We start from the raw sequence: 1,455 nt of genomic DNA on the forward strand, positions 1-1,455 counted from the left end.
TGAACTGCCTCCCATTTCTTGGACATCGGGAAATGGGAGGTTTTCCATGAGTATAGACCTCAGGGTGAAGCACGACCTGGAGTCCAGGAGGCGGGCCGTCGAGCTCTTCGACGCCGGCGTCGGCTGCAAGCCGGCGGCCGAGGCCCTGTCCGTCCCCCGCGAGACCGTGAGAGAATGGCAGTGGGTATACCGGGCGTTCGGAAGCGAGGCGCTGCTGTCCATGGGCGGGAAACAATCCAGGTACACATTCGAGCAGAGGGTCGCCGCGGCGTCGGCCGTGGTCGACGGCGGGATGGCGAAGACCGACGCCATGGCCGAGTTCGGGATCAGGTCGAAGTCCCCGCTGGAGCGCTGGTGCAGGCTCTACCGCGAGGGCGGCGCCGAGGCGCTGCGGCCCGGACCGAAGGGCAGGCCGAGGGGGTCGAGGTCGAAACCCCGGGCCCGCACCCGCGAGCAGGAGCTCGAGGAGCGCTGCCGCAGGCTCGAGGCCGAGGTCGCCTACCTAAAAAAATTGCGCGCCCTGGTCGAGCGGGACGGGCTCTGACCAGGGCGGCGGCCGAGGCGGTGAGGGCGCTGAGGGCGGAGGGGCACTCCCTGCGCCACCTGCTGGAGTGCTCGGGGCTCAGGAGGTCGACCTACTACTACGCGCTGGCGCACCCGCGGAGGCCGACCAGGCCCGAGCTGCGCGACGCCGCGGCCGAGATATTCTCGCGCACCGCCAACGGCTGCGGGCACCGGCAGGTAGCCATGTGCCTGCGCGCCGAGCTGGGCGCGGTCGTGGCCGACAAGACCGTGCTCAAGATGATGCGCGAGATGGGCATCCGGTGCGCGATACGCCGCCGGGGCTCCCGCCGCCGGTACAGCTCCTACAGGGGGCTCGTGGGGAGCACGTTCGAGAACGTCATCGCGAGGGATTTCGGCGCCGAGGGGCCGTGGCAGAAGCTCGGCACCGACGTCACCGAGTTCAAGGTCGCCGGCGCCAAGGCCTACTGGGCCCCGGTGCTCGACTTCTGCACGAAGGAGATCGTGGCGAGCGACATATCGACCTCTCCGGACCTCGCCCAGCAGCACAGGATGCTCGACCGGCTCCTCGAGGCCCTGCCCGACGGGGCGGCACCGACCATGCACTCGGACATGGGCTGGCAGTACCAGCACGAGTCCTACACCTCCAGGCTGGAGGGGGCGGGCATCACCCAGAGCATGTCGCGCAAGGGGAACTGCATCGACAACGCCGCCACCGAGCAGCTCTTCGGCCACGTGAAGGACGAGTTCTACCGCGGCAGGGAGTGGGGCAGCTTCGAGGACTTCAAGCGCGACCTGGAGGAGTACATAGCCCATTGGAACACGCGGCGCAGGCAGGTAAGATTGAAGGGCCTGACGCCGGAGGAGTTCCGGAACCGGGCCCTTGCGGCGTAGTCGCTATTTATTCAGTCCAAGTTTCGGGGCGCAGTTCAC

The 1,455-nt window shown here is 68.2% G+C and carries 2 protein-coding genes; both read left to right on the top strand.

The window, feature by feature from the left end:
- Window positions 1-544 (top strand): transposase (locus ACQRCA_RS08370; protein WP_369832286.1); only part of this gene is annotated, 544 nt, incomplete at its 5' end.
- Between the two features lie 20 nt (window positions 545-564).
- A complete protein-coding gene (locus tag ACQRCA_RS08375; RefSeq protein ID WP_427719881.1) occupies window positions 565-1,416 on the top strand; it encodes an IS3 family transposase in 852 nt (283 codons plus the stop codon).
- Window positions 1,417-1,455 lie beyond the last annotated feature (39 nt).

Origin of the sequence: Collinsella sp. SGI.095 (assembly GCF_050314535.1) — a bacterium.
In the GTDB taxonomy this organism is placed as follows: domain Bacteria; phylum Actinomycetota; class Coriobacteriia; order Coriobacteriales; family Coriobacteriaceae; genus Collinsella.